Below are 21509 nucleotides of genomic sequence, written 5' to 3' on the forward strand. Positions count from 1 at the left end.
TTATCTTACTCTTTTTTTAAAATGACGTTGTTTTCCCCTAGCAATAATTTTAACTCATTCAAACAAGTCTCACTTGGGTTCACTCTGTCATCCTTTCCTAACCGAATTGACTGCTCTTTGCTTTCATAAAATAATACGACCTCAACCGTGCCTTTGTTCTTTTTCATCATTTCTTTCAGTCTAGTTAAAATAAGAGCTGATTCTTTTTCTTTTTCAACTTTTAAATATAAGGTACCGAGCTTATCCTTGATCTCCTCAACTGCCTTCCTCACATCATAGACTGTTTGGATAATAAACTGTTTGTTTCCATCTCGAAGATCCATTTTTCCCTCAACTAGGACGATATTCCCTTTTTGTAGAACATGCGCAAAACGCTTATATACAGCCGGAAAGACGACAGCATCCATATCCCCACTCTGGTCAGAAATTGCTAAAAACGCCATTTCTTCACCTTTTTTCGTGCGGATTCTTTTAAATTCTGTAATATTGATCATCGCCTTTATCATCTTTTGATTCGGCTCAGCAAAGGCAATTTCAGAAATTCCTAACGGAGACATAAACGCATTATAAATTGAAACCGGATGGTCTGATAAATAAAACCCAAGGACTTCCTTTTCAAAATGAAGCTTTTGTTCAACCTCGATCTCGTCTACTTCGACATATTTCGGCTTGAGAAAGAACGTCTCTTCCTCAGCAAATAAATCGCCTTCCCCATCCTCATTCGGGTTGATCAGTTGGGCATGCTCAATCGCAACATCAATGCTCGCTAAAAGGACCGCTCGATCTTCTCCAAACTCATCAAAACTGCCTGAATGAACTAATGCTTCCAACACCTTACGATTAACCACTCGAGACGATACTCGAATACAAAAATCGAATAAATCGGCAAACTTTCTCTTCTTTCTCGCATGAAAAATTTCCTTCAGGGCTGCAATACCAACTCCTTTTATGGCAGCTAAGCTATAACGTATGCCATTTTGATCAACGAGAAAGGAATAGCCGCTTTGATTAATAGAAGGGGGCAAAAGCTGAATCTCCATCTGTTTGATTTCTCGAATATATTGAGCAATCTTTGTTTCACTATTACTCACTGAAGATAGCAGAGCAGCCATGAAATGGACTGGATAGTGCGTCTTTAAATACGCCAATTGGTAAGCTATAACACTATAAGCAACTGCATGACTGCGATTAAAGCCATAATTGGCAAATTTAACGATTAAATCATAGATATCATTCGCCGTAGCCTTATCATATCCTTTTGCGAGTGAACCTTGAACGAAATGGTCTCTTTCCTTATTGAGCACCTCTTTTTTCTTCTTTGATACAGCTCTCCTTAAAAGATCTGCTTCTCCTAAAGAAAATCCAGCCATTTTGGCGGCGATTTGCATGATTTGTTCCTGATAGACGATGACGCCATAAGTACGTTCTAAAATCGGGATTAAATCAGGATGAGGATAAGTTACCGATGCTTTCCCATGTTTTCTGTCGATATAGAGTGGAATATTCTCCATGGGTCCTGGACGATACAAGGCATTGACGGCGACGATGTCCTCAAAACGACTTGGCTGTAATCTTTTTAAAACATTTCGCATCCCATCGGATTCAAGCTGAAAGACACCTGTTGTTTCCCCACGTGATAGGAGTTTGAAGGTCGCTTCATCCTCTAGTGGAATTTCTTTTATATTTATTCTTTTCCCCGTTTTTCGAAAGATAGAGTCGAGAACGGTTTCAATGAGGGAGAGATTTCTTAATCCTAAGAAATCCATTTTTAATAGACCAATTTCTTCTAGATGATCCATCGTGTACTGCGTTAAGTAAATTTCATTGTGTCCTGCTTGGATCGGAATCGATTCGACTAAAGGTCGCTCTGTTAGCACTACACCAGCCGCGTGGGTTGACGTATGTCGTGGCAACCCTTCTAATTTCGTTGCCACCTCAAATAGGCGTTGATGAAGTGTAGATTCTTTCACAAAATTCCTTAACCCTTGCGATTCTTTCAACGCAGTGGAAAGGCTTGTACCGGGACGAGATGGAATCCATCTTGATACTTGATCAAGCTCTTTTCCATTGAGGCCAAAAATCTTGCCAACATCCCTCATTACTGCCTTTGCTGCAAGAGTCCCGAATGTAATAATTTGCGCTACATGGATTCTTCCATATTTCTCCGAAACATACTCAATTACTTCATCTCTACGATGATCAGGAAAGTCAATATCAATATCCGGCATTGAAATTCGTTCAGGATTTAGAAAACGTTCAAATAATAGCTGGTGCTCAATCGGGTCTACATCTGTTATATAGAGAACATAGGCGACCATTGAACCGGCTGCCGAACCCCTTCCTGGTCCTGTTAATATTCCGTTTTCCCGCGAAAACCTCATAAAATCCCAAACAATTAAAAAATAATCTGCGAATTTCATATTTTTTATGATGCTTAACTCATATTCTAATCGTGTCCGATGTTCGTCTGTTCCGTTTTGATACCTCTCTTGAAACCCTTTATAACATAGCTCTTCTAAAAGTTCCTCAGAGCTTTTTACCCCATTGGACGGGTATTTAGGTAAATTCATTTGATTTAACTCAATCATGACATTACATGCATCTGCAATTCGGAGAGAATTCTCTAGTGCTTCTGGAATGTGAGAAAAAACATTGACCATCTCAGTGGCTGTTTTTAAATAGTACTGATCATTATCTAGTTTTTCTCTCGTTTCATCTGCTAATTTCTGTCCATTTTTAATGGCGAGGAGGCATTCATGGGCAAATGAATCTTCTTTGTTGGTATAATAGACTTCATTCGTCGCAACAAGCGCCAGTTGTAAGTCCTTTGAAAGTTTCACAATCCCGTTATGGAGCGTTTCTTCCATCACCAATCCATGATCCTGAATTCCTAAATAAAAATGACCATTCGGAAAGATATTTTTATACATTCGGGCACATGCAAACGCCTCTTCATAGTCTGCAGATAAAAGGCTTTGCTCGATTTCTCCTTTCATTCCAGGAGATATGGCAATTATGCCTTCAGCATAACCGCGTAGCCACTTCATCGGAATTCCTGACGGCGAATTTGTTTGGACAACACTTGATATTTTGAGAAGGTGATGAAATCCCTTTTGGTTCTTTGCTAAAAGTACAAGGGGATACGATTGATCTTTTCTTTCGCTTTGAACCATGACGGTTAGACCGATAATCGGTTTAATTGATGCCTTCAAACATTCCTTATAAAAAGCGATCGTTCCATACATGACATTTTGATCCGTTAAGGCGATGGCAGAGAAGCCTTTTTGTTTGGCGTCCTGAACCAAATCGGCAATGCTCGCCGTACTAGATAAAAGACTGTATGAGCTATATACATGAAGGTGAACAAATGACAATGCTATCCCACCTTTCTTATAAAACTTCATTGTGCTTCTTTCGTTATCTTCCTTTTATTATAGAACCTCTAGTGAAAAAAAGAAAAGATGTTCTCCTTTGAACAACATTTTTCTTTCCATCATCTCTTAAACAGAAACTTTCTTTCAAAAACATAATTTGAAACGTTTGTCCATATGAATGTAATAGGAACGAATAGATAGACGTTCGAGTCGGTTTCATAATATGGAAGTAATTCAAATTACCGTAGTGAGGATGAACGTTCATGAAAGAACAACCTTTTTTTTCTCTATTGATTGATAGTTACTTTATTGCATTAGGTGTATTGCTAGGGGGAGCACTAATTGGTGGCATTGGTGCCTTTTTGAGCGGTAAACCGTTGATGACAGAGATTTTTCGGATATCATCACAAATTAGGATTTGGGCGATCGTTGCTGCCATTGGTGGTACTTTTGATGCAGTATACAGTTTTGAGCGAGGACTCTTTACCGGTGATACAAAAGATATTTTCAAAACCTTCATGCTAATTTTAGCGGCTCTTGGCGGTGCACATACAGGCTCCTTTTTCATTACGTTATTAACAGGGGAGCATGTGTCTGAATGAGAATCCCATCGTCTCAACAATTTCAGGAGTGGCGAAGACTATTCGCCGGAATGGCGATTGGAGCAGTGATGAGCTGGCTCATCTTCCTTTTTATTTTTGGAGATTGGCAAGAGGAATATAGTATGAAAATCAAACTTCAAGAAGAAGAAATTAATGAACTTCAAGAGGAAAAAAAAATTTGGCAAGAAGATGTTGAAAAAATCAATAAGGACAACGAAGAAAAGCTAACGATCCAGAAGATAGAGGTTAAGATTCTTAATCATGAAAGATATAAGCTTGACCTTTTTAGTGTCCATGAAATAGAGGAATCTGCCAAAGAAGATATTCGCACGCTCTTAACACAAAACATTGAAACAGCTTTTAAAAGTAGAGATCTCATACTAAGAGCGATAGAAAATCGAACATTTAAAGCCCACGAAAAACGGTACCGTCTTAAAATTAAAGATATTGTCTTTTATACGACACTCACGATTCAAGTTGAGCTTCAATTTGATGAATAATAGATAGGAGAGGGATTTTTCTATAAAAATCCCTCTAAATCGCTTAGTTGAAATTAATACACGCTTCTTCTAGCTCTTTCATCACATTAGCTACTTCATCCCATGAATAAATAGAGGCTCCTGCTGCAAGTGGATGTCCACCACCATTATAATTTCTTGCAATCGTATTAATGACAGGTCCTTTAGAGCGAAGTCTGACACGAATCTGATCCGCTTCCTCAATAAAGAAGACCCAAGCAAGAATCCCCTTCACATTCCCGAGGATACTCACAAGAAGAGATGCTTCTGAAGGGACCGTGCCAAATTCTTTTAATAATTCTTTATTTAAAATCATCGAAGCAACACCATGCTCATTCATGTTAAAATTTTGCAGAACATAGCCATTTAATTTAACAAGATTAGGTGGAAGTTCATACATGCGGTCGAAAAGCTCTGTCCGATCAAACTTATACTTAATTAGTTCACTAGCATAAGCAAATGTCTTCTCTGTCGTACTAGGATAAAGAAATCTCCCAGTATCTCCAACAATTCCTGCATATAGAAGTCTTGCAGCAGTGTCCGACATTTTTAAGCCTGAATTCTTCCCTTCAAGGTACAAGTCATAAATCATTTCACTACATGAACTCGCATCTGTATCGACCCAAATCATATCCCCATATGGCTCCTCATTCGGATGATGGTCGATCTTAATAACATAATCCCCAAGCTTGTAGCGCTCATCACAAATTCTCGCTTCATTCGCCGTATCTGTCACAATCACTAACGCTCCATTATATGTATCATCGGAAATTTGATCCAATCTCGATAAGTAATTTAGAGACGGTTCTTCTTTCCCGACCATATAGATCGATTTATCTGGGAATGATGCCTTAAGAAGTTCAGCTAATCCCCCTTGAGAGCCGTAAGCATCCGGATCTGGACGAACGTGACGATGGATAATAATAGTATCGTACTTTTGAATGGTTTCTAGTATTTTATCTCTCATTGTTTACTCCTTGTTCGTTTTAAGGATGTGTTCCATATGAAAAGCTATATACCTCCATTTTTACCATAAAAAATTGAAAAGAAAAGAACATTTGCTTAAAAATTTTCTCTCATTCAATGACAAATATATGTCAGACAATGGTGACGGTGGCTTTTTTATAAGAAAATCGGTAAAATAAAGTGAAGTTGTTCAAGCTTGGAGGAATTTTCAAATGCCAGTACTCGTCATTTTATTTGTGTTTGCTTTCTCTTTTTACATTTTTTACAAAGTGAAATATTTCAGAACACAAAAACCAGCAGAGAAAAAATGGATTTCAGCAAAAGCAAGTGTTGCATTAGGACTATTTGTCGCCCTTTTCGGAGTAAACCAATACTTCATTAATCAAACAACGGTTGGATATATTGTTGGGAGTATCTTTCTCCTTTTAGGTGCAATCAATATATGGGGTGGAATGAAGTCTTATAAATTTTACTTACCGCATGCAATTGAGGAAGCAGAGCAATTAAAGAAATAATGGAGTGTTTTAAGGCCGCATTTATACAAAAAGCGGCCTTTTTCTTATTCATTATTGTCGGTCTAATAACTGACACATCATCATTGCTTTCCCTACTAATACCCCTTCGTTAAAGACCTCGACGTCAACTTTTCCAAATTTACGCCCTACTTCTAATACTTTCGGATGAATTTCAAGAGTACTATCAATTTGAACAGGTTTTAAAAAGTAAATCGTCATATTTTCAACGACTAAATCCCCTTTTTTAAATCCACGTAAAACACCATTTGCTGCTTCTGTTACAAGTGTAGTGAACACCCCATAAGAAATTGTCCCTAAATGGTTCGTCATTTGCGGAGTAATCTCACAACGATAGGTTTCTTCATTTTTCATTTTACCCTTTGATAAAACTAATTGACTTGTAACGATGTCATCAAGTGTTTCACCTACTTGTGGTTGGCGCTGTATCATTTGTAATGCTTTTAGCACATCTTGGCGGCTAATGATTCCTAATAGCTTATTGCTATTGTCTGTAACAGGTAATAACTCGATCCCTTCCCAAACCATCATATGTGCCGATGATGCCACACTTGTTTGCCCACTGACAGTCATTGGGTTCTTCGTCATGATTTTTTCGATCAGCTGTTCACGCTCTGCGCCGATGACATCCTTCGAAGTAACCATTCCTTGAACTTTCATATTTTCGTCTACGACAGGATAGCGGCCATGTGTCGTTTCACGGTTGTATTCATACCACTTCGCAACCTTATCAGTCGTCTTTAAATAGATCGTATCTGAGACTGGAGTTAAAATATCTTCAACTAGTACAATTTCCTTTTTAATTAACTGGTCATAGATTGCCCGATTAATCATTGCCGCGACAGTAAATGTATCATAGCTTGTCGAAATAATGGGGAGTTGAAGCTCATCGGCGAGTTTTTTCACCTCGTCTTCTGTATCAAATCCGCCCGTTATTAAAACAGCCGCTCCAGCTTTTAAAGCATGCTCATGGGCTTTGTCACGATTCCCCACAATTAATAAATTGCCCGCCCCTGTATAACGCATCATGGCGTCTAGTTTCATGGCACCAATAACGAATTTATTAAGCGTTTTATGTAATCCAGCACGTCCACCCAGCACTTGCCCTTCCACAATATTGACAACCTCAGCATAGGTTAGCTTTTCGATATTTTCTTTTTTCTTCCGTTCAATTCGAATCGTTCCAACCCGTTCAATCGTACTTACATAACCTTTATTTTCAGCGTCTTTAATCGCTCTATATGCAGTACCTTCACTTACATTTAATGCCTTGGCGATTTGTCGTACGGATATTTTTTCTCCAACCGGTAGTTGATCAATATAATCTAATATTTGTTCATGCTTAGTAGCCAAGACCTTCACCCTTTATTTAAAGTATGCTCCATCATACATTTCCCACCATGATGAAACTTCCTCTTCTTTTCTCTTATTATAAGGTGAAGTTGGTTATAGATTCAATCAATTGTATGAACGAAGGCGTTTTTGATACTTTTGCGGGTTTTTTCTACCTTTTGCTTTTTTCGGTGAATAGAGTAATCCCGATAAGTTTCCAGCAATGACAATAAGACATAATGCTAGCCAAGAAATAGCAAAAAGACCAGCTAGCCCACTGTCATGAATAGGCAATTTGGGGAGAGCAAAGTAAAGCATTGCTGCAGCCGCTAACAAACAAAGTAAATAACGATTTTTAGCCATATACATATTCCTCCTTTATATTTTTATCTAATATGTATGCTAGAAGGTCCAAAAAAAGTCGTGATAATTTGTCCAAATACCCTATATCGGCGAAAATTAGGATTTATCGGCGTTTTTCACGATATATCGGCGTTTTTCACGATATATCGGCGTTTATTTGATTTTATCGGCGAAACCAAAATAAAAGCGCAGCATCTTCGCTGCGCTACAAACATTACAATTCAATCGTTTCTCCTGGTTCGAGTACCTTCCCTTGACCAGCCGGTAATAGGCTCACAAATTGATGTGGATCCTGCTCAATCACAGGGAAAGTATTGTAGTGAATCGGAACAACGGTTTTCGCACCTAATAGCTGTGCTGCATAGGCTGCGTCTTCTGGTCCCATTGTATAATTATCGCCAATCGGTAAAAACGCTACATCAATTGGATGTCTTTCCCCAATTAGCTTCATATCTGAGAAAAGAGCAGTGTCTCCTGCGTGGTAAATCGTTTTTCCTTCAATCGTAAAAAGAACGCCCATTGGCATTCCTAAATAAATAATTTGTTGGTCCACGGTTTCAAAACTGGAAGAATGAAATGCTTGTGTAAATTTCACACGCCCAAATTCAAATTCATAGCTTCCACCGATATTCATGCCGTGTGTCTTTAGCCCTTTCCAACTTAAAAAGGATTCTAGCTCAGGGCTTGCAATGACAAGTGCTTCACTCTTTTTCGCAATTTCTACCGTATCCCCAACATGATCGTTATGTCCATGGGTAAGGACAATGTAGTCAGGACTTAACTCCTCCACCTTTAAGTCTGTTAATCCATTTCCATTAATAAAAGGATCCATTAAAATCGTCTTTCCATTTGTCTCAATTTTCACCACAGCATGTCCGTGATAGGTAATTTTCATTTATACTCGCTCCTTCCTTTTTACACATATATTCATACTTCAACAAACTTTAGTACATTCCTTCTAGCTATCGCCAAAATATTTTCGAAAGATTCGAATGCGCTTAAAAAGTTTACAATCCTCTTAGAAGTTGCTACCTTTAAATTAGATAAAACTAAGGGAGATGTTTTCATGGAACGTATACATAAGTTTTCTGCTTGGATGAAGGAAGAAGATATCCAGTTTTCTTTTCTCACTTCAACAGAGAGCGTATTTTATTTAAGTCAATTTTATAGTGACCCTCATGAAAGACTACTTGGAGTCGCGATTTTCCAAGATGCAGAGCCGTTCTTAATCTGTCCTGCGATGGAAAAGGAGGATGCTAAAAAATCAGGCTGGAACGATGAAATTATCGGTTACAGTGATATTGAAAATCCATGGGAACTTGTCAAACAGGCGGTCTTAAAACGAGTCGAGAAAATTAATCGAATTGGAATTGAAAAAGAGCATCTTAATGTAGAACGATTTGAAATTCTAACTAATCTTTTCCCCGATGGAACCTTTATTTCCGCTGAAGAAAAATTACGAAAGCTTCGAATGATCAAGGATGAAAAGGAGCTTGCAACAATTCGTGAAGCATGTGCTTTAGCAGATTACGCGATTGAAGTTGGTTGCTCCGAAATCAAGGAAGGCAAAACAGAATTAGATGTTCTCGCTGCAATTGAATTTGCCTTAAAGAAAAAAGGCGTGACCGCAATGTCTTTTTCAACGATGGTGTTAACTGGTGCCAATGGTGCCTCCCCGCACGGAAATCCTGGTCTCACTAAAATCCAAAAGGGTGATCTTGTTCTCTTTGATTTGGGTGTTGTCGTTGACGGTTATTGTTCAGATATTACAAGAACAGTCGCTTATGGAGAGATCAATGATAAGCAAAAAGAAATTTACGATACCGTTTTAAAAGCGCAATTAGCTGCCATTTCGGCAAGCAAACCGGGCGTAAAATGCTCCGAAGTGGATTTAGCTGCACGCAACACAATCGGACAAGCTGGCTATGGAGAATATTTTCCACATCGACTTGGCCACGGGCTTGGAATTAGCGTCCACGAATATCCTTCTTTAACTGAAACGAATGACCTTTTATTGGAAAAAGGGATGGTATACACGATTGAACCAGGAATTTATGTACCGGGTGTTGCCGGCGTGAGAATCGAGGATGATGTCGTCGTAACCGAAAATGGATTAGAAATTCTCACGAAGTTCCCGAAGGAATTACAAATAATCAACTAACCAAAAATCCTCTAGGACGATCCTAGAGGATTTTTTCTACCTTAATTATTTAGAAGTTCTTGTATAGGCACATAATTTAAATCTAATGATGTGGCTACTGCTTCATAAGTGACAAAACCATCTATTGTGTTGATTCCTTTTAATAATGCCTCATTTTCTAGACATGCCATGCGATAACCTTTGTTGGCAATTTGAATGGCATATGGAACGGTTACATTCGTTAAGGCAATCGTCGAAGTTCGTGGAACAGCACCAGGCATATTCCCAACTGCATAATGGACGATATCATATTTCTTATAGGTAGGTTGATCATGTGTCGTAATTCGGTCTGTCGTTTCGAAAATACCACCTTGGTCAATCGCAATATCGACAACAACAGAGCCTGGAGACATGGACTCTATCATTTCTTCTGTTACTAGTTTAGGAGCTTTGGCACCAGGAATAAGAACTGCCCCAATAACCAGATCCGAATCTCTTACTGCCTCAGCAATATTATAAGGATTCGACATTAATGTAGTGACATCACTCCCAAAAATATCATCAAGTTTGCGAAGTCGTTCAGGGTTCAAGTCGATGATAGTCACATTTGCACCAAGACCAACAGCTACTTTAGCAGCGTTTGTTCCTGCAACACCTCCACCAATCACGGTAACTTTTGCTCTTTTTACTCCAGGAACTCCTGAAAGTAAGATTCCTTTTCCACCATTAACCTTCTCTAAATATTGAGCCCCAATTTGAGCTGCCATGCGACCAGCTACCTCACTCATTGGTGTTAAAAGTGGTAATGACTTATTTGATAATTGAACTGTTTCATAGGCAATTGCAACAACTTTCTTTTCTAAAAGGGCGTTCGTTAATTCTGGTTCAGCTGCTAAATGTAAATATGTAAATAAAATTAATCCTTCACGGAAATACGTATATTCAGTTGGGAGAGGTTCTTTTACCTTCATGACCATTTCCTTAGACCATGCTTCCTCTGCAGTACTCACAATAGTAGCTCCCGCATTCATATAATCTGAGTCAGTGAAACCAGAACCAAGCCCAGCGTCTGTTTCTATATATACCTCATGACCATAGTTTACTAGATTGACAACGCCAGCTGGTGTCATAGCCACACGATTCTCATTGTTCTTTATCTCTTTGGGTATCCCAATACGCATGTTTTTCCCCTCCTGATATTTCACAAATCCGATTCTACTATACACCTAACAAAGTAAAGAATAAAGTCCTTTTCAGTTTTCTAGCAAAAAAGAAGAAGTGCTGTTTCTGCACCTCTTCTTAAAGGATCGCTCTTTTTTTCAAACATTATTGCTTTTTAATAAAGAGCGCATTTTCCTAGTGATGAGTAGCGAAAAGCGCCGTACAAAAAATGTGGAAGTGTACAAGTCAGCTTCAATTTTTTATCGAAAAAATCTGAACATCACCAGATTCATTACGAAAACAGCCTAAATCACACTTACTCCATTTCATCCGCTTCTTCTGATTGATCTTTTAACGAATCATATTGCCCATCTGCTTGATCGATAACACCACCGTTATAAGCATTCATGATCTGCTCACTAACCTGCTTTGTCCCTTGCTCATCATAATCAAAGCTCACGTTCTTTTTTGGCTCCTTTGCCATTTTCATTCCACTCCCCTCAAAAAAAGAATCAGTCACAAGAATAGTGTTCGAAATTTTGTTACAGATATTCATAAAAGAGAGTTGTATAATAAAGGTAAAGGAGGAGATAATTATGAGTCTCACTTATAAGAACATATTAGTTGCTGTGGATGGTTCAACTGAAGCAGAATGGGCATTTAAGAAAGCGATTGAAATTGCGAAAAGAAATGATGCGAAAATTGTTCTGGCACATATTATCGACACACGTACTTTTGCAACAGTAGAAGCATACGATAGGACCATTGTTGAAAGAGCAGACCAATTTGCAACAGAGCTAATGGAAAAGTACAAAAAAACAGCGTTAGATGCTGGTGTAAAAGACGTATCCTTCACTGTCGAGTATGGATCTCCTAAAGTAAAAATACCAAAAGATATCGCCAAAAAATATGAAGTAGATTTAATCATTTGCGGTGCGACCGGTCTAAATGCTGTTGAAAGATTTCTAATTGGAAGCGTCTCTGAACATATCGCTAGACACGCATCATGTGATGTCATGATTATTCGCACTGAAAAAGATGAATAGAGCTTTAAGCACGCTAAGTGAGTCTTAGCGTGCTTTTAATTTACCTTCAGCCTTTTCAAGTGCTATTCGAATTTGCTCAAAACCAGTACCACCTGCACTATTTCTACGTTTAACAGCCGTTACCGGATTTAATACTTCATAAATATCATCTTCGAATAAAGGATGAGCGTCTTTAAACTCCTCTAATGTCAAATCAGCTAAAAATACATGTTTTTTCACACATGTTAAAACAAGTTGTCCAACGATTTCATGACTTTCCCTAAAAGGAATTCCCTTCTCTGATAGGTAATCAGCTAATTCAGTAGCATTGGAGAAATCATTTTTAGTTGCAGACTCCATTTGTGAACTGTTGACTTTCATTGTCTCAATCATACCAGCGAAAATTTTCAAGGAACCAGTGACCGTTTTTACAGTATCAAACATGCCTTCCTTATCTTCCTGCATGTCTTTATTGTAAGCAAGGGGCAGTCCTTTCAATACGGTAAGAAGCCCCATCAGATTTCCGTAAACACGGCCAGTCTTTCCGCGAATTAACTCGGCCATATCAGGGTTTTTCTTTTGCGGCATGATGCTACTACCTGTTGAAAAAGCATCATCCAACTCAATAAAACGGAATTCTTGTGATGACCAAAGAATCACTTCTTCTCCTAAACGTGAAAGATGCATCATGAGTATAGAGCTCGCCGATAGAAACTCCAAAATAAAATCCCGATCACTAACTGCATCAAGACTATTTTCGTATATTCCACTAAAGCCGAGCAATTCTGCTGTAAGTTCTCTGTCAATTGGAAAAGTCGTACCTGCTAGTGCTCCAGCACCAAGTGGTGAAACATTAATTCTCTTGATCCCTTCTGTAAATCTTTCCTTATCCCGTTCAAGCATCCAAAAATAAGCCATTAAATGATGAGCAAAAGAAATAGGTTGCGCTCGTTGTAAGTGAGTATATCCTGGCATAATCGTTTCGACATGATTTTTTGCTTGTGTTAATAAAGCCGTTTGCATTTCTTCTACTAAAGCGATAATCGTCTCAGACTGTTTACGCAAATACAAATGCATATCGGTAGCTACTTGATCATTACGGCTTCTGCCTGTATGTAGCTTTCCACCTACTGGGCCAATCATGTCAGTGAGCTGGCTTTCAAGGTTTAAATGAATATCTTCTAATTTCACGGAGAATTCTAATTGATTGTTTGTCGCTTTTTCCTTTAAGGACTGCAGCCCTTTTACAATTAGGGCTGCGTCCTCCTCTGTAATAATTCCACTTTTGGAAAGCATCTTCACATGTGCCAAACTGCCATCCAAATCTTCCAATACAAGTTCCTGATCAAAGGAAATGGAAGCTCCGAACTCATCTACCCATTCTTCTGCTGTTTTCGTAAATCTTCCACCCCAAAGTTTTTTCACACTGTCACCTTCTTGTTTTGTACGATGCTTTGTACCTTTGTTGGTAAACCGTATAATTGAATGAATCCTACAGCAGCACTGTGATCAAATTCATCTTCTTTTGTATATGTTGCTAACTTTTCATCATATAAAGAGTAAGGAGACTTTCTTCCTTCGACAATGGCATGCCCTTTAAAGAGCTTCACTCTAACAGTACCTGTTACATATTTTTGCGTATCCTTTAAGAAGGCTAATAGAGCGGAAGTTAACGGAGAGAACCATAACGCCTCATAAATAACTTCCGTTAGTTTCTTTTCGATCACTGGTTTAAAATGAGCTACTTCTTTCACAAGGGTTAAATCCTCTAACTCCTTATGTGCTTTAATCAGCGTCATCGCTCCAGGACACTCGTAAACCTCACGAGATTTAATCCCCACAAGACGATTTTCGACATGGTCAATCCGACCGACTCCATGCTTCCCTGCAACAATATTTAATTCTAATATTAACTGTGAAAGTGGATAAGACTTTCCATTTAATTTCACAGGAACGCCTTGCTCAAATTCGATTTCAACATAATCCGGAGATTCTGGTGTATATTCTAGACCTGCCGTTAATTCGTAAGCATCCTCTGGTGGCGCTGCCCACGGATCCTCTAACACTCCACATTCATTACTTCTTCCCCAAAGATTTTGGTCAATTGAATATGGACTATCAAGGTTAATTGGAATCGGAATACCGTTTTCCTTTGCATATTCAATTTCTTCTTCACGTGACCAACTCCATTCACGAACTGGAGCAAGTACCTTCAATTCCGGATTTAATGCATGAATGGCTACTTCAAAGCGGACCTGATCGTTTCCTTTACCCGTACAGCCATGAGCAACGGCCACTGCACATTCTTTTTCAGCGATCTCAACCAGTTTTTTGGCAATGAGCGGACGAGATAATGCTGAAACTAATGGATACTTCCCTTCATAGAGAGCATGTGCTTGAAGAGCAACTAATGCATATTCATTGGCGAATTCTTCTTTTACATCTAGAACATAAGAGCTTACCGCTCCGACTTGAAGTGCCTTTTCCTTAATAAAATCTAAGTCCTTTCCTTCTCCAACGTCCAAACAGCAAGCAACAACTGAATAACCTTGATCCTGTAACCATTTAATTGCAACAGAGGTGTCTAATCCTCCAGAATATGCTAACACTACTTTTTGATTTGTCATTTAAGATGTCCTCCCTTTAGATACAATTCCATCGTTGTTTTAAAAACGAATAAATATTCAATCAATTATATTTTTATTCTTTTCCTTGCTTACCAATTTACCAAGATTCACAATATATTTCAATACTTATTCGTCATTTTGTATAAAAATAAATTTTTTGTGCATATTATGCGGATGGAAGATTGCGTCTAGATAATGTAAAATAAAGATTAATAGAAATTAAATGCAGCGTTTTTGGAGGCATGCTTTGATGAATGAGTTTTTTTCAGAAGACGTACGCTTAGGAATACCTATACCCAATCTGGAGCTTGGGTGGGATGAATACTCTGAGATAGAACAGCAGTCCATCCTTTTTTATTGGGAAAAAATCCGCGGGAAGATCCCTGATAGAATTGCCGAACTTGAGAAGATCATAAACCAAAAACAAGCGGAGCTTTCAGATGAAGGGAATTTTGAACGTTCTTGTCAGCTAAATAGTGAAATCTCAGAACTTGCATCCATTATTAATGACCTTTGGCTCTGGTACCGAACCCATCAGGATATCGGCACTAAGGTCCATCAATAATATCTTTTAAAAAGGACAGCGTTTTTAAGCGCTGTCCTCATTTTTTAAAGGTCTTTTCGAAGTTCGCGTACAACATGACCGATTTCGGGAAGAATTAAGCGATTCATCGCAAGCTTTACAGCTCCTGTTGATCCAGGTGTTGAAAAAACAGCCTTATTATTGACCACTCCTGCTATCGCACGTGATAAAATAGCTGCTGAGCCGATATCCTCTTGATAACTCAGCATTCTAAAAAGCTCACCGAAACCTGTAATCTCTTTTTCAAATATCGCTTTTACCGTTTCAATGGTGACATCTCTTTTGGCAATTCCTGTTCCACCGTTTGTTAAAACAACATCAATATTTGATGCTTCACATCCTTGTAGGACTGCTTCACGAATCGCTTCCGCTTCATCTTTGACGATGACATAATCGACAATGGCATGACCCGAAGCTTCTAACAGAGAAATCATCGTTTGCCCACTTTTATCAGTTTCTTTCGTTCTCGTATCACTTACCGTAATGACTTTACAATGAACCTTGTTTGGCGCCTCTTTTTTATGTTCAGTCGTACTCATTCATCTTTCTCCTTCTCCATCAAATACCGTATTTGATAATATTTATGAGCAAAATCAGTTACTTTCCTTGTAAGCTGGTAATTCACACCTGCCCCTATCGCCATGCTAATAAAAGGGATCCCTTGTACAGTTTTATTTTTCAATAACAGGATCGTAACGGCTTTTAGAATTTGCCTTAACGGCTGTTCAAGCCATAAAGTATTGGTCAAATCCTCCTCACCTTCGTAAAAATAATATTCATTGGTCGATTGCAGTTCGTCCATCAACTGTTTCCATCCTTGCCCTTGTAATCTTGCTGGAAGGGTAGCAGCATGAAATACCTTTAATGACGTCATCATTTCAAATGGATTATTCACCTCATATCCATAAGTCATCGCAACTAACTGAACCGAACGAATATTAATTACCGCTATCGCAGGAATATCTGTGCCAAGGAGGACAGGCCCACCTGTTCCTGATAATCCCCCCTGTGCAAAGGAATAAAGTCGGTGTCTGGCTATTTGCTGTTGAGCTATGTATTGCAATTGATCAATCGATAACTGCTTTAAATCCTCTACTTGATGGATATCCTCATTAAACACGCGTCCTGCCGATAAAACTCGTTCTTTCGCATCATGTTGAACCTGACTTCCTTGAATAAGTGCATGGAGATGAAAAAGCCATGTATCCACTACGGAGAAGAAATCTTTTTGAGTTTGCTCTGGAAGTAACGAAAAAGCTCGTTCAAAGTATCTCTCATACGCTAATACAAAATCATTGGTTTCATATTGGTACAGGCTCTGCTCCCAACTTTTAATATCATTCATTACTTTTTGATCGCGATCGGACAACATTCATTGAACCTCCTTGGAGCACTGTCATTATGGTTTAGTATAGCATAGGTGCAGCGGTCACTTCACACGTACAAATGATCTCTACTGCTCATAAACAATATCGCCTGTGTAAGAAACATCATAACCAATCGATAGTAACTCTTCCTTCAAACTAGCTGATTGAAGAATAGCTAAGATCATTGAAATGATTTCTTTATTTGTTTCTGTTTTCAGAATAACGAGGTCATATCTTTCTTTTGTCAATGGTACAAAATCAAGGCCAACTAAATTTGCCACTTTTTCAATTCCAATTCCTACATCTGCAAACTGCTTAGAGATCACACCCGCAACTCCTAGATGACTCGTTTCTTCATCACCATACCCTCTTATTTTATCCTTGCTAATGCTAGCGACTCTCAACTTCTCATCTAGTAAAACTCTTGCTCCCGATCCTTTTTCTCTATTAATCATTTTCACATCACTCCGAAGTAAATCTTGAAAATCAGTAATGTTCTTCGGGTTTCCTTTCGCCACATAAAATCCAGCTTGGCGACATATTAAATTGACCACGATAAAAGAATTACTTACAAGAATTCTTCGAATGTAGGGGATATTATACTCACCCGTATCACCGTCAAATAAATGCGTACTGACGATATCAGCTTCACCTTTATACATAGAAATTAAGCTTTCTAAACTGCCTACATATGAACGAAGAGGGCGAACGAGATTCGTTTCTTTTTCAATATATTTCGTCAGTAAATCTAAGCTATTATCCTGACCACTAATAATTATTGAGCGGTTGGAAGTCTGAATCGTACTTGTACTCGCTTCTATTCCAGTAGCACGCTCAGGTACAATCACTCCCTTTGCCTTATTCTTATAGCTTTCTAAATCAGATGCATCCACTCTCATTTGTCTACCAACACGATAAGCCGGTAGCTTCCCCTTCTTGATTAAGTCATAGACCGTTAATTTAGACACCTTTAATATTTGAGCAATCTGTTCCGTCGTATAGGATTCTTCTAATGGCATGATATTTCCTCCGAGAAATTCATTATTTGTTCTTATTTTACCATTTACTCTCGCAAGTTTCAGATCTACACTTAATATAACTAATTATAACTAGTTATAATTAGTTATATTTGAAGGCCGTTTCAACTACGTTGATCTTCAAATAGAATATAAATAGATATAACCCTTATTTTAAATTTAAGATTTTTAGGAGGATTTAACAATGAAAAACAAATGGAAGATTGGAATGATCGTACTTGCCCTTCTTATTTTTGCGAGCGGTTGTAATAATCAAGACAATGCTGATCAAGCAACCGAAAAAACGGAGATTTTAATATCAACTGCCGCTAGTTTAACAGATGCTATGGCGGAAATTGAAAAAGCATTTGAAGATACATATTCAAACATTGATGTTTCCTTCAATTTTGGAAGTTCGGGAACACTCGCTCAGCAAATTCAACAGGGAGCCCCTACCGATGCATTTCTTTCTGCTGATCAGAAATGGATGGATACACTTGAAGAAGAGGGTGCGATCATTCCAGAAACAAGAGTTGACTTTACTGGGAATAAAATTGTTTTAATTGGTCATAAGGATACTGCGTTGAATATTTCCTCATTCGAAGATGTAAATCCAGATGAAATAGGAGAGTTAGCTATCGGCAATCCTGACAGTGTCCCTGCAGGCACGTATGCAAAAGAGGTACTTACGAAGCTTGAAAAATGGGAAGGGTTAGATGGCCACTTTATCCTTGCGAAGGATGTTCGCCAAGTACTGTCCTATGTAGAATCTGGAAATACAGATTTAGGAATTGTCTATTCCAGTGATGCACTCATTTCTGATAAAGTAAAAGTAATGGCAGAAGCCTCAACCGATTTGCACACACCAATCATCTATCCTGCTGCAGTAACAGCAGATAGCCAAAAGAGCGATAGCGCAAAATTATTTATTGAATTTTTGCAAACAGATGAGGCACAGGCAATCCTCAATCAATTTGGGTTTAAAAAATAGGCTCTTTTCTTTTGGATAGTAAACTTGAAATGATAAAGAGGAAGCGAAAAGTGCCGTTGCGAATTTCATGGATGGCAGTACCCATCATATTATTAGTATTCTTGATTTTCACAAAAAAAACAATGTATGCGAAAACAGCGAATAAATAAAAGGAATGCATGAAATGAACTATACTCCATTATTTTTATCTTTAAAGATTGCCAGCATTGCAACCTTGGTTGTATTCGTAGTCGGTATCTTTTTAGCAAGAATGATTGCTCGGAATTCGTTTCCTGGAAAAAATATAATTGAATCGATTATTCTCTTACCAATGGTTTTACCCCCAACGGTTGTCGGTTTCGGATTATTATACTTATTTGGTAAGAACGGGATAATTGGCAGTTTCCTATTAGAATGGTTTGACATTCAAATCGTATTCACCTGGGTGGGAGCAGTGATCGCTTCAATCGTCGTTTCCTTCCCCTTAATGTATCAAAGTGCATCCGCTTCATTTCAAAATTTTGATATTAATATTGAAAATGCCGCCTTGACAATGGGTGCTTCTAAATGGAGAGTATTTTGGACGATATCATTTCCACTTGCTTTTCCTGGTCTACTCGCTGGAACGGTCCTAACTTTCGCAAGAGCATTAGGTGAATTCGGAGCAACGTTAATGCTCGCTGGATATATTCCGAATAAAACCGAAACGATTCCACTAGCGATTTATTTTGCCGTAGAGTCTGGAAATATGGAAGCCGCTACTTTTTGGGTAGTGATCATCGTTCTCCTCGGTTTTTGCTCCATCCTTTGGCTAAATTGGTGGACAAAACGAAATATTTTACGATTTTCGAAAAATAAATAATACGAGGTAATTGAAATGCTCTTTTTAGACATTAGAAAAACATTGGCTTCTTATGAACTTGATGTAAAATTAAAAGTTGAAGATGAAATTGTCATCTTATTTGGACCATCTGGTTCAGGGAAAACAACGATTTTGAATTGTATTGCTGGACTTGTTTCCCCTGACTCTGGAACGATCACCTTAAACGATGTTCCTCTTTTTAAAAGCAAAAAAGAGTCTGTTCCAATCCAAAAAAGAAATATTGGCTATTTATTTCAAGATTACGCCCTTTTTCCTCATATGACTGCTAAGAAGAATATTCTTTACGGGGCGAAAGATAAGGAGTTCGTTCACGAATTAGTTGAGGTATTAGGAATTGAGCATCTCATGGAGAAATATCCAAGGCAGATCTCTGGTGGAGAAAAACAGAGAGTTGCACTTGCAAGGGCCTTAGCAACAAAGCCTCAACTCCTCTTGTTAGATGAACCTTTCTCCGCATTAGACCAAGAGATTCGACAGGAATGCCAGGATGAACTCTTACGACTACACGAAAAATGGAATATACCTGTCATTATGGTTACCCACGACTTTCAAGAAGCGGAAAAGCTTGCCCATCGAATCTATAAAATAAATAAAGGTGAGATATTGGAAGAAATATCTAAATAAAAAAGCAACTTTTCATTTAATTTGAAAAGTTGCTTTTTCATTTTTCCTTAGTGAGATAATCTCACTACGTCACGAGCAATCATAACTTCTTCATTTGTTGGAATGATCATAACTTTTACAGGAGAATGTGGGAAACTAATAAATGCCTCTTCTCCACGAACCTTGTTCAGCGCTGGGTCAAAATAAACACCCATAAACTCTAGTCCTCTAAGGACTCTTTCCCGAATAGAAGCACTATTTTCACCAATTCCTGCTGTAAAGATAATCGCATCTACACCATACATTTTGGCAGAATAAGAACCGATATATTTATGAATACGGTCTGCAAATACTTTTAAAGCTAATTCTGCACGCTCGTTTCCTTTTTCTGCTTCTACTTCGATATCACGTAAATCGCTAGAAAAACCAGAAACTGCGAGCATACCACTTTCTTTATTTAAAACATCTAATACTTCTTCAGCTGTTTTATTTGTTTTTTCCATAATATATGGGATTAGGGCTGGATCAATATTCCCTGAACGAGTTCCCATTGTAACACCTGCAAGTGGCGTGAATCCCATTGATGTATCAATTGATTTTCCACCTTCAATCGCAGCGATACTTGCACCATTCCCGAGATGACAAGAAAGCAAGCGTAATTGCTCAAGCGGACGACCTAACATTTCCGCCGCACGTTCTGAAACATATTTATGTGAAGTACCATGGAAACCATATTTACGAATACCATACTTCTCATAATACTCATATGGTAGGCTGTAAAGAAAAGAGTTTTCTGGCATGGTTTGATGGAAAGCCGTATCGAAAACAGCAATAGCTGGAACATTCGGAAGCACTTCTTTAAATGCTTTAATTCCTGTTGCATTCGCTGGGTTGTGAAGAGGAGCTAGTTCTGAAAGCTCTTCGATTTTTTGAAGTACTTCATCTGTAATAAGAACAGAGTCTGCAAATTCTTCTCCACCATGTACGACACGATGACCGATTCCTTCAATCTCGTCTAACGATTGAATGATACCCGTTTCAGTTAATTTATTTAATAACATTTTTACAGCAACACTGTGATCAGGAATATCCGTTGTTTCTGTTTGCTTCTCACCATTAACGGTTATATTGAAAATAGAATCTTTAAGTCCGATTCTTTCAATTAATCCTTTTGTAATAACTTCTTCAGAAGGCATTTCAAATAATTGAAACTTTAAAGATGAACTGCCTGCATTGATTGCGATTACTTTTGCCATCGTTTCCGCTCCTTTAACTTAACGTAAATATGTATTTCTTACTTATTTTGTTCAAGTAAGCTTATTTCTATCTCTCAATTTCTCATTTAATCATTGTCAATTAAACAATTCAAGAACGAGGATAAAATGGTATCGTTTTCACTATAAAGTAAATATATTCTGATTTTATTAATAAATCTGTATATATTGT

General features: G+C 38.1%; 22 protein-coding genes. 9 read left to right on the forward strand and 13 right to left on the reverse strand.

Going from position 1 to position 21509, the window contains the following annotated elements; translation table 11 throughout:
- Window positions 1–5 precede the first annotated feature (5 nt).
- The gene (gene dnaE, locus BMSHG_RS12640; RefSeq protein WP_019154826.1) at window positions 6–3374 is read right to left on the reverse strand and encodes a DNA polymerase III subunit alpha; all 3369 of its coding nucleotides are present in this window, start codon (window positions 3372–3374) and stop codon (window positions 6–8) included.
- Between the two features lie 263 nt (window positions 3375–3637).
- Here dnaE and BMSHG_RS12645 point away from each other — a divergent pair, with 263 nt between their 5' ends.
- Window positions 3638–3976 carry a YtrH family sporulation protein gene (locus BMSHG_RS12645; RefSeq protein ID WP_019154827.1) on the forward strand — a complete coding sequence of 113 codons (339 nt, stop codon included), beginning with the start codon at window positions 3638–3640 and terminating at the stop codon, window positions 3974–3976.
- Entirely contained in the window at window positions 3973–4476 is a 504-nt protein-coding gene (ytrI, locus tag BMSHG_RS12650; RefSeq protein ID WP_019154828.1) for a sporulation membrane protein YtrI, read from the forward strand. The genes BMSHG_RS12645 and ytrI overlap by 4 nt, the downstream gene beginning before the upstream one ends.
- A 43-nt stretch (window positions 4477–4519) precedes the next feature.
- On the opposite strand, the gene BMSHG_RS12655 is transcribed toward ytrI, so the two are convergent.
- Window positions 4520–5461, reverse strand: coding sequence for a DHH family phosphoesterase (locus BMSHG_RS12655; protein WP_019154829.1), 942 nt, complete (start codon window positions 5459–5461; stop codon window positions 4520–4522).
- A 211-nt stretch (window positions 5462–5672) separates the two neighbouring features.
- On the opposite strand from BMSHG_RS12655, the gene BMSHG_RS12660 reads away from it, so the two are divergent.
- Window positions 5673–5975: a YtpI family protein gene (locus BMSHG_RS12660; RefSeq protein ID WP_019154830.1), complete on the forward strand. Its 303-nt coding sequence runs from the start codon at window positions 5673–5675 to the stop codon at window positions 5973–5975.
- Window positions 5976–6026: 51 nt separating this feature from the next.
- Here BMSHG_RS12660 and BMSHG_RS12665 read toward each other — a convergent pair whose 3' ends face one another.
- From BMSHG_RS12665 to BMSHG_RS12675, 3 genes are all read right to left on the reverse strand, one after another.
- Window positions 6027–7346, reverse strand: coding sequence for a CBS domain-containing protein (locus tag BMSHG_RS12665; RefSeq protein ID WP_019154831.1), 1320 nt, complete (start codon window positions 7344–7346; stop codon window positions 6027–6029).
- A gap of 105 nt (window positions 7347–7451) precedes the next feature.
- On the reverse strand, window positions 7452–7688 hold the full coding sequence (locus tag BMSHG_RS12670) for a hypothetical protein (protein ID WP_019154832.1): 237 nt from the start codon (window positions 7686–7688) through the stop codon (window positions 7452–7454).
- A gap of 214 nt (window positions 7689–7902) precedes the next feature.
- Window positions 7903–8583, reverse strand: coding sequence for a metal-dependent hydrolase (locus tag BMSHG_RS12675; RefSeq protein WP_019154833.1), 681 nt, complete (start codon window positions 8581–8583; stop codon window positions 7903–7905).
- Window positions 8584–8754: 171 nt separating this feature from the next.
- On the opposite strand from BMSHG_RS12675, the gene BMSHG_RS12680 reads away from it, so the two are divergent.
- The gene (locus BMSHG_RS12680) at window positions 8755–9849 is read left to right on the forward strand and encodes a M24 family metallopeptidase (protein ID WP_019154834.1); all 1095 of its coding nucleotides are present in this window, start codon (window positions 8755–8757) and stop codon (window positions 9847–9849) included.
- Window positions 9850–9890: 41 nt separating this feature from the next.
- On the opposite strand, the gene ald is transcribed toward BMSHG_RS12680, so the two are convergent.
- The gene (ald, locus tag BMSHG_RS12685) at window positions 9891–11009 is read right to left on the reverse strand and encodes an alanine dehydrogenase (RefSeq protein WP_019154835.1); all 1119 of its coding nucleotides are present in this window, start codon (window positions 11007–11009) and stop codon (window positions 9891–9893) included.
- 296 nt (window positions 11010–11305) lie between these two features.
- A complete protein-coding gene (locus BMSHG_RS28690; protein ID WP_173391063.1) occupies window positions 11306–11473 on the reverse strand; it encodes a hypothetical protein in 168 nt (55 codons plus the stop codon).
- Between the two features lie 112 nt (window positions 11474–11585).
- Here BMSHG_RS28690 and BMSHG_RS12695 point away from each other — a divergent pair, with 112 nt between their 5' ends.
- Entirely contained in the window at window positions 11586–12035 is a 450-nt protein-coding gene (locus tag BMSHG_RS12695) for a universal stress protein (RefSeq protein WP_019154837.1), read from the forward strand.
- 24 nt (window positions 12036–12059) lie between these two features.
- On the opposite strand, the gene argH is transcribed toward BMSHG_RS12695, so the two are convergent.
- Together argH and BMSHG_RS12705 are read right to left on the reverse strand one after the other, a co-directional pair.
- Window positions 12060–13439: an argininosuccinate lyase gene (gene argH, locus BMSHG_RS12700; protein WP_019154838.1), complete on the reverse strand. Its 1380-nt coding sequence runs from the start codon at window positions 13437–13439 to the stop codon at window positions 12060–12062.
- On the reverse strand, window positions 13436–14641 hold the full coding sequence (locus tag BMSHG_RS12705; RefSeq protein WP_019154839.1) for an argininosuccinate synthase: 1206 nt from the start codon (window positions 14639–14641) through the stop codon (window positions 13436–13438). Before BMSHG_RS12705 ends, argH begins: the two co-directional genes overlap by 4 nt.
- Window positions 14642–14891: 250 nt before the next feature.
- Between BMSHG_RS12705 and BMSHG_RS12710 the strand changes: the two genes are divergently transcribed.
- On the forward strand, window positions 14892–15206 hold the full coding sequence (locus BMSHG_RS12710) for a hypothetical protein (protein ID WP_019154840.1): 315 nt from the start codon (window positions 14892–14894) through the stop codon (window positions 15204–15206).
- Window positions 15207–15250: 44 nt separating this feature from the next.
- On the opposite strand, the gene BMSHG_RS12715 is transcribed toward BMSHG_RS12710, so the two are convergent.
- The 3 genes from BMSHG_RS12715 to BMSHG_RS12725 all read right to left on the reverse strand — a co-directional run bounded on the left by BMSHG_RS12715 (window position 15251) and on the right by BMSHG_RS12725 (window position 17610).
- Entirely contained in the window at window positions 15251–15763 is a 513-nt protein-coding gene (locus tag BMSHG_RS12715) for a MogA/MoaB family molybdenum cofactor biosynthesis protein (protein WP_019154841.1), read from the reverse strand.
- Window positions 15760–16596, reverse strand: coding sequence for an EcsC family protein (locus tag BMSHG_RS12720; protein WP_019154842.1), 837 nt, complete (start codon window positions 16594–16596; stop codon window positions 15760–15762). The genes BMSHG_RS12715 and BMSHG_RS12720 overlap by 4 nt, the downstream gene beginning before the upstream one ends.
- Before the next feature lie 81 nt (window positions 16597–16677).
- On the reverse strand, window positions 16678–17610 hold the full coding sequence (locus BMSHG_RS12725) for a helix-turn-helix transcriptional regulator (RefSeq protein ID WP_019154843.1): 933 nt from the start codon (window positions 17608–17610) through the stop codon (window positions 16678–16680).
- A 202-nt stretch (window positions 17611–17812) separates the two neighbouring features.
- On the opposite strand from BMSHG_RS12725, the gene modA reads away from it, so the two are divergent.
- From modA to BMSHG_RS12745, 3 genes are all read left to right on the forward strand, one after another.
- Entirely contained in the window at window positions 17813–18598 is a 786-nt protein-coding gene (modA, locus tag BMSHG_RS12730) for a molybdate ABC transporter substrate-binding protein (protein ID WP_019154844.1), read from the forward strand.
- A gap of 163 nt (window positions 18599–18761) precedes the next feature.
- Window positions 18762–19439: a molybdate ABC transporter permease subunit gene (gene modB / locus BMSHG_RS12740; protein ID WP_019154846.1), complete on the forward strand. Its 678-nt coding sequence runs from the start codon at window positions 18762–18764 to the stop codon at window positions 19437–19439.
- Window positions 19440–19454: 15 nt separating this feature from the next.
- Window positions 19455–20084: an ATP-binding cassette domain-containing protein gene (locus BMSHG_RS12745; protein ID WP_019154847.1), complete on the forward strand. Its 630-nt coding sequence runs from the start codon at window positions 19455–19457 to the stop codon at window positions 20082–20084.
- Window positions 20085–20131: 47 nt separating this feature from the next.
- Here the strand turns inward: BMSHG_RS12745 and BMSHG_RS12750 are convergent, their stop codons facing one another.
- Window positions 20132–21319 carry an acetate kinase gene (locus BMSHG_RS12750; RefSeq protein WP_019154848.1) on the reverse strand — a complete coding sequence of 396 codons (1188 nt, stop codon included), beginning with the start codon at window positions 21317–21319 and terminating at the stop codon, window positions 20132–20134.
- Window positions 21320–21509: the final 190 nt, after the last annotated feature.

Source organism: Robertmurraya massiliosenegalensis JC6, from assembly GCF_000311725.1.
Taxonomy (GTDB): domain Bacteria; phylum Bacillota; class Bacilli; order Bacillales; family Cytobacillaceae; genus Robertmurraya; species Robertmurraya massiliosenegalensis.